The organism is Roseburia inulinivorans DSM 16841 (genome assembly GCF_000174195.1).
Lineage (GTDB): Bacteria > Bacillota > Clostridia > Lachnospirales > Lachnospiraceae > Roseburia > Roseburia inulinivorans.
The window spans coordinates 1-6,454 of the sequence record NZ_ACFY01000122.1; the positions used below are offsets into that span (position 1 = coordinate 1).

A 6,454-nucleotide genomic window follows, 5' to 3' on the forward strand; every position below is an offset into this window, starting at 1 on the left:
CGAAGCGGAGATTGACTTTACACTGATCCTCCAGTTCACGCAATGATATATAGCCATTCGCCATAAATCCAAACAAAACTGTTTTCAACATGCTGACCGGGTCATATCTGAGTCTTCCTGTATAATGTTGAGGAATATTTTTCAGATATTTCTCCAGTTCGATTTCTCCCATAAATCTATCAAAAGTCAGCACTGGATCACAGATGTCCAAATAATCTTGAATTAGCATTGGCAAAACTGCCTGTTTTGGGTTAGAATAGATTATGTTATTAATTTTTTTCACAAATTAATTATAACAGAAAGAAAGACCTTGAGTTCATTATAAACTCTTGGTCTTTCTTTTTTTCGGGACTATTCTTTTTTCACAGCCTCTTTTTCTTTCATTTACGTTACGCATGACTTGTGAGAGGACGCTCATACATGCCCGGTCAACGTCATGAATTGCACCACAAAATCTGCAATTTACGTTATGGAACTCCCGGTTATAGAATGAATTCCTACTATAAACTTGAATTTCATTCAATCTTTAAATAACGAATAATATTTTTCTGCAACTGATGGTATCGCCCTTTAGTGTCAGGGGTCTTTCCACAATACTCTCTTTTCATTTGCTCATTAGGTTCGTATACGATCGGAATATCGTATAAATCGAATTGCTCACGGGTAAGATCGACATAACATCCATCAATTTTATTGAAATAATGTGTTCCTCCTCCGTTCACTCTGATACGATGAATACTTCCTCCAAACATATCATAAACAAGCATTGCTGTAATAGCACATTGCCCATAGGAAGGATCGGTCGAAACCCATTCTGCCTGACATGACGGATATGCTGTCTCTGCCGTCCACGTTTTTCTCAACACTGCATACAACTTATGTAATGTATCAATCCCAGGGAATGCAGCTACTTCCTGACATCTTTTTTCAGCCAATTTCTGTCCCTGATAATAAGAACCATCAGCACCAGCCGGCACTATTTCTTCCAAATTTCCTAAAGCCTTTTTTATTGCACCACTCATAGGATTTCCTTTCATGTCAAAGCTATATCAATTCTAAAAACTGGAATTTTCAAATTAGTCTTTGCAAATAACCTTTGAATCTTCACCATCAATTACAATTCCCTGACGGTTGTTAATTGGGCATAGATTCAAATCCGAAAACTCAGTCATTATTTTCTCGGTAACTTTCTTAAATGGTGCTGTAAGATAATGCGGAAGAACATAGAAATCAATCAAATCAATCCCTGCATCATCTTCTTGTGAGTAGTCCTCCGGCTTTTCATCCATTTGCTCGATATATTGGATGCTTGGAGCGCATATAATTGCGCCTGCCGACTCGCCGATCATCAATTTTCCATTTGCCAATTCCTTTTTCAGCAGTCCATCAGTTCCCGTTTTACGGAGCTGGTCCATAAGAAAGAAAGAATTTCCGCCGGTAAAATATATCACATCTGCTTCTTCAAAAACAGACTGTATCGTTGAATAAGCCTCCGTTGAAATATCAATTTCAGTTACGATCGCTCCCAACTTTTTGAATAATTTTCGAGCCGAGCCGACATAACCGGTGTAGCCTTCACGCAGTGAAGCTGTTGGAATAAATGCGACTTTCTTATTTTCAATTTCTTCCTTTATCAGACTTCCTACACTTGAAAAGTGCGAACATAAAAATAATTTCATCAATATTCTCCTTTATAAATTTCGATTGATCAACTTCATTAATATCATTATTCTACCATAATTACACTTACAATCCTACTTCATTCTGTTAAAATCGATTTACAGAAGTTATAATTAATTTACTTTGAGAATGTAGATTGGTTTTTGCCATTCCCTCATAGGCGTTCATCTTATAACCAAGAGTTCCATAACGTAAATTGGCAGATTCTGTGGTGCGGTTCATAGCGTAAATTGGGCATGTATAAGCGTCCTTTCACAAGTCATTCACAGCGTAAATGAAAGAAAAACGGTGCAGACAAATATGATTTCCTTCGTGAGCCATGGAGCTGGGGTTCTAAAAATTTTGTGAAGCCTCTGTTTCACAAAATTTTTGCTCAGAAGCCCAGCGCTATGCCCGGTGAACAGGAACATCATATTTCGTCTGTACCGTTTTTCTTTTTCATTACATATAAAATCATGACTTGTGAGAGGACGCTCATACATGCCCCTTCAGCCCCTGAGGAAGCACCACAAAATCTGCGACACTACGCTAATGAAACGATGGATACTTATCTTATATCTGTCAAATTAGAACAGGTAAATACATATATAAGCAACACTAATAATCAGATATAAATTGCACAAAAATACTTATAAAAAGCGGCGGATTTTCTATATGTGTAAAAGGGCAAAGAACAGGTAAACACATTGACTTTGCAAAAGCGTGTGTATTAGAATAGTGGTATAATATTGCTTCGCAAAAACAAGGAGGCGAAATCCTCTCCTCGTATAGGACTCGGATTTTTGCTCCGCAAAAACAAGGAGGATAAATCAATGCAGGAATTTAAACCAGTAAAAGAAGGAAAAGTACGTGAGGTCTATGATAACGGAGACAGCCTGATCATCGTAGCGACCGACAGAATTTCAGCATTTGACCATATTTTAAAAAATAAGATCACAAAAAAAGGTGCAATCTTAACACAGATGTCCAAGTTCTGGTTCGACTATACAAAAGACATCGTTCCAAACCATATGATTTCTGTAGATGTGAAAGATATGCCTGAATTTTTCCAGAATGAAAAATACGATGGAAACAGCATGATGTGCAAGAAACTGAACATGCTTCCAATCGAGTGTATCGTTCGTGGTTATATCACAGGAAGCGGCTGGGCAAGCTACAAAAAAAATGGTACAGTCTGTGGAATCAAACTTCCGGAAGGTCTGGTGGAATCCGATAAATTACCGGAACCGATTTATACTCCTAGTACAAAGGCAGATCTTGGGGATCATGATGAGAATATTTCCTTTGAGCAGAGTGTGGAAGTGTTAGAGAAACTTCATCCGGGAAAAGGTGAGGAATATGCAACCAAAATTAAAGACGCAACCATCGCCCTTTACAAAAAATGTGCAGAATATGCTTTGAGCAAAGGGATCATTATTGCAGATACAAAATTTGAGTTTGGTTTGGACGAGAATGGAAATGTTGTTCTCGGTGATGAAATGTTGACACCGGACAGCTCTAGATTCTGGCCTTTAGAGGGATATGAAGCAGGAAAAGGACAGCCATCCTTTGACAAGCAGTATGTGAGAGACTGGTTAAAAGCAAACCCTGACAATGATTTCCTTTTACCGGAAGAGGTAGTAACAAAGACCGTTGATAAATACAAAGAAGCATTTGCATTATTAACCGGTAAAGAATTTAAATAAAATGCCAAAGGGCATAGATGGAGTTACACTGACCTGGATTTTCAGGAAACCAGCGGAAAGGCAGAAACGATTATATGTATAACAACGAGTTTGAAAAAGATACACCATGGGATGATCTGCATGAGGAATGTGGTGTCTTTGGAATGTATGATTTTGATGGGGGAGATGTGGCGTCTACCATTTATTACGGACTGTTTGCGTTGCAGCACAGAGGACAGGAAAGCTGTGGTATCGCAGTCAGCGAGACAGAGGGACCGAAGGGAAAAGTGACTTCCCATAAAGGAATGGGACTTGTAAATGAAGTGTTTGCCCAGGATAATTTAGAACCGATGAAGGGAGATATCGGAGTTGGACATGTGCGATATTCCACAGCGGGTGCATCCACCCGTGAAAATGCACAGCCATTGGTTTTAAATTATGTAAAAGGTACGCTGGCACTGGCACATAACGGTAATCTCATCAATGCAATGGAGCTTCGCAAAGATTTGGAATATACCGGAGCAATTTTCCAGACGACCATTGACTCCGAGGTGATCGCATATCATATCGCAAGAGAGCGTCTGAAATCCAAGACAGTCGAGGAGGCAGTCGGAAGAGCCTGCCGCAAATTAAAAGGAGCTTATTCGCTGGTTGTCATGAGTCCGCGAAAACTCATCGGCGCAAGGGATCCTTTTGGTTTTAAACCACTCTGCATCGGAAAACGTGATAACGCTTATATTCTTGCGTCTGAGAGCTGCGCACTGGAGACGATCGGAGCCGATTTTGTCCGCGACGTGCTGCCTGGGGAGGTAGTGACCATTACACCGGAAAATGGAATCCAGTCCGATTTATCGATGGCACTGCCAAAAGAGCAGGAAGCAAGATGTATTTTTGAATATATTTATTTTGCAAGACCGGACAGCCGTATTGATAATGTCAGTGTCTATGCATCAAGAATCAAGGCGGGACGGTTTCTTGCGATGGATTCGGCTGTGGACGCCGACCTTGTTGTCGGTGTGCCGGAATCAGGAAATGCAGCGGCATTGGGCTATTCATTACAGTCTGGAATTCCATACGGAACTGCTTTTGTAAAAAATGGTTATGTAGGACGAACCTTCATCAAACCAAAACAGAGCAGCCGTGAATCGAGTGTTCGTGTGAAACTGAATGTTTTAAAAGAAGCCGTAAACGGAAAACGCATCATCATGATCGATGATTCTATCGTCCGCGGTACAACATCGGACAGGATCGTAAAAATGCTTCGTGATGCAGGAGCAACAGAAGTGCATGTAAGAATCAGTTCCCCACCATTTTTGTGGCCATGTTATTTTGGAACCGATATCCCGGAGAGAGAGCAGCTGATCGCTTATAACCGGAGCATCGAAGAAATCCGTGATATTATCGGAGCGGATACGCTCGGATATTTGAAGGTGGAGCGTTTGCATGAGATGGTGGAAGGCTTAAATATCTGCGAAGGATGTTTTACAGGAAAATATCCATTGGAGCCACCGAAAGAGGACATTCGTGGTGACTTCGAACGCTAAGTGTGGTATGATGAAATAGATTACAATTTACAGCAAAAGGAGATAAAAATGAGTACAGATAGATATACAAGTCCTCTGTCAGAACGTTATGCCAGTAAGGAGATGCAGTACATTTTTTCGCAGGATATGAAGTTTAAGACCTGGAGAAAATTATGGATTGCATTAGCAGAGACAGAGATGGAACTTGGCTTAAGTGAGAACGGAAAACCGGTTATCACACAGGAACAGATTGATGAGTTGAAGGCACATGCTGACGATATCAATTATGATGTTGCAAGAGAGCGTGAAAAATTGGTTCGTCATGATGTAATGAGCCATGTATATGCTTACGGGCAGCAGTGCCCAAAGGCAGCAGGAATCATCCATCTCGGTGCAACTTCCTGTTATGTTGGTGACAATACAGATATTATTGTTATGAATGAGGCGTTAAAGCTGGTTCACAAGAAGTTGGTCAACGTGATCAATGAACTTGCAAAGTTTGCAGATAAATATAAAAATCTTCCGACACTTGCATTTACACATTTCCAGCCAGCACAGCCGACAACGGTTGGAAAGAGAGCAACACTCTGGACACAGGAATTTATCATGGATCTGGAAGACCTTGAGTATGTCATGGGAAGTTTAAAATTACTTGGTTCCAAAGGAACAACCGGAACGCAGGCAAGCTTCCTGGAGTTGTTTAATGGTGACCAGGAAACAATTGACAAGATCGATCCGATGATTGCAGCAAAAATGGGATTTAAGGAGTGCTATGCTGTTTCCGGTCAGACCTATTCCAGAAAAGTGGATACAAGAGTTGCCAATATTCTGGCAGGAATTGCAGCAAGTGCACACAAAATGTCAAACGACATCCGTCTGTTACAGCACTTAAAGGAAGTGGAAGAACCATTTGAGAAAAATCAGATTGGCTCTTCAGCCATGGCATACAAGAGAAATCCAATGCGTTCCGAGCGTATCGCATCTCTTTCACGCTATGTGATGGTAGATGCATTGAATCCGGCTATCACATCTGCAACCCAGTGGTTTGAGAGAACGCTTGATGATTCCGCAAATAAGAGATTGAGCATTCCGGAAGGATTTTTAGCAATCGATGGTATCTTAGACTTATGCCTGAATGTCGTGGATGGACTTGTGGTATATGATAAAGTGATCACAAAACATATGATGGCAGAACTTCCATTTATGGCAACGGAAAATATTATGATGGACGCTGTGAAAAATGGTGGCAACCGTCAGGAATTACATGAAAAAATCCGTCAGCTTTCTATGGAAGCAGGCAAGAATGTAAAGGTAGAAGGAAAAGATAACAATCTGTTGGAGTTGATCGCAGCAGATCCATCTTTCAATCTTACCTTAGAGGAATTACAGGCTACTATGGAGCCATCGAAATATGTTGGACGTGCACCGATCCAGGTGGACAAATTCCTTGCAAATGTTGTGAATCCAATTTTGGAGGCAAACAAAGAAGATCTTGGCATGACAGCCGAGATTAATGTATAAAACCGGAGTTTAACTGGCGTAGTGTCGCAGATTCTGTAGTGCTTTTATAGGTTGTGAGGGGCAGCT

Annotated in this window: 6 protein-coding genes; 3 read left to right on the forward strand and 3 right to left on the reverse strand. The window is 40.7% G+C overall.

The window, feature by feature from the left end; genetic code table 11:
- The 3 genes from ROSEINA2194_RS13465 to ROSEINA2194_RS13475 form a co-directional block, all read right to left on the reverse strand.
- The coding region (locus ROSEINA2194_RS13465) for a transposase (RefSeq protein WP_044928122.1) at positions 1 to 229 on the reverse strand (229 nt) is incomplete at its 3' end.
- Between the two features lie 286 nt (positions 230 to 515).
- Positions 516 to 1,022 (reverse strand): YunG family protein, encoded by a 507-nt coding sequence (locus ROSEINA2194_RS13470; RefSeq protein ID WP_172727128.1) that lies wholly within the window; start codon positions 1,020 to 1,022, stop codon positions 516 to 518.
- Positions 1,023 to 1,076: 54 nt separating this feature from the next.
- Positions 1,077 to 1,679, reverse strand: coding sequence for a Type 1 glutamine amidotransferase-like domain-containing protein (locus tag ROSEINA2194_RS13475; protein ID WP_007888235.1), 603 nt, complete (start codon positions 1,677 to 1,679; stop codon positions 1,077 to 1,079).
- Positions 1,680 to 2,492: 813 nt separating this feature from the next.
- On the opposite strand from ROSEINA2194_RS13475, the gene ROSEINA2194_RS13485 reads away from it, so the two are divergent.
- The 3 genes from ROSEINA2194_RS13485 (at position 2,493) to purB (ending at position 6,388) form a co-directional block, all read left to right on the forward strand.
- The gene (locus tag ROSEINA2194_RS13485) at positions 2,493 to 3,365 is read left to right on the forward strand and encodes a phosphoribosylaminoimidazolesuccinocarboxamide synthase (protein ID WP_044928123.1); all 873 of its coding nucleotides are present in this window, start codon (positions 2,493 to 2,495) and stop codon (positions 3,363 to 3,365) included.
- Between the two features lie 74 nt (positions 3,366 to 3,439).
- Positions 3,440 to 4,888 (forward strand): amidophosphoribosyltransferase, encoded by a 1,449-nt coding sequence (purF, locus tag ROSEINA2194_RS13490; protein WP_007888241.1) that lies wholly within the window; start codon positions 3,440 to 3,442, stop codon positions 4,886 to 4,888.
- Between the two features lie 48 nt (positions 4,889 to 4,936).
- On the forward strand, positions 4,937 to 6,388 hold the full coding sequence (gene purB, locus ROSEINA2194_RS13495; RefSeq protein ID WP_044928124.1) for an adenylosuccinate lyase: 1,452 nt from the start codon (positions 4,937 to 4,939) through the stop codon (positions 6,386 to 6,388).
- Positions 6,389 to 6,454: the final 66 nt, after the last annotated feature.

Coding starts and splice junctions, on each gene's coding strand:
- purB (WP_044928124.1), top strand. CDS start 4,937: ATGAGTACAGATAGATATACAAGTCCTCTGTCAGAACGTTATGCCAGT.
- ROSEINA2194_RS13475 (WP_007888235.1), bottom strand. CDS start 1,679: ATGAAATTATTTTTATGTTCGCACTTTTCAAGTGTAGGAAGTCTGATA.
- ROSEINA2194_RS13485 (WP_044928123.1), top strand. CDS start 2,493: ATGCAGGAATTTAAACCAGTAAAAGAAGGAAAAGTACGTGAGGTCTAT.
- ROSEINA2194_RS13470 (WP_172727128.1), bottom strand. CDS start 1,022: ATGAGTGGTGCAATAAAAAAGGCTTTAGGAAATTTGGAAGAAATAGTG.
- purF (WP_007888241.1), top strand. CDS start 3,440: ATGTATAACAACGAGTTTGAAAAAGATACACCATGGGATGATCTGCAT.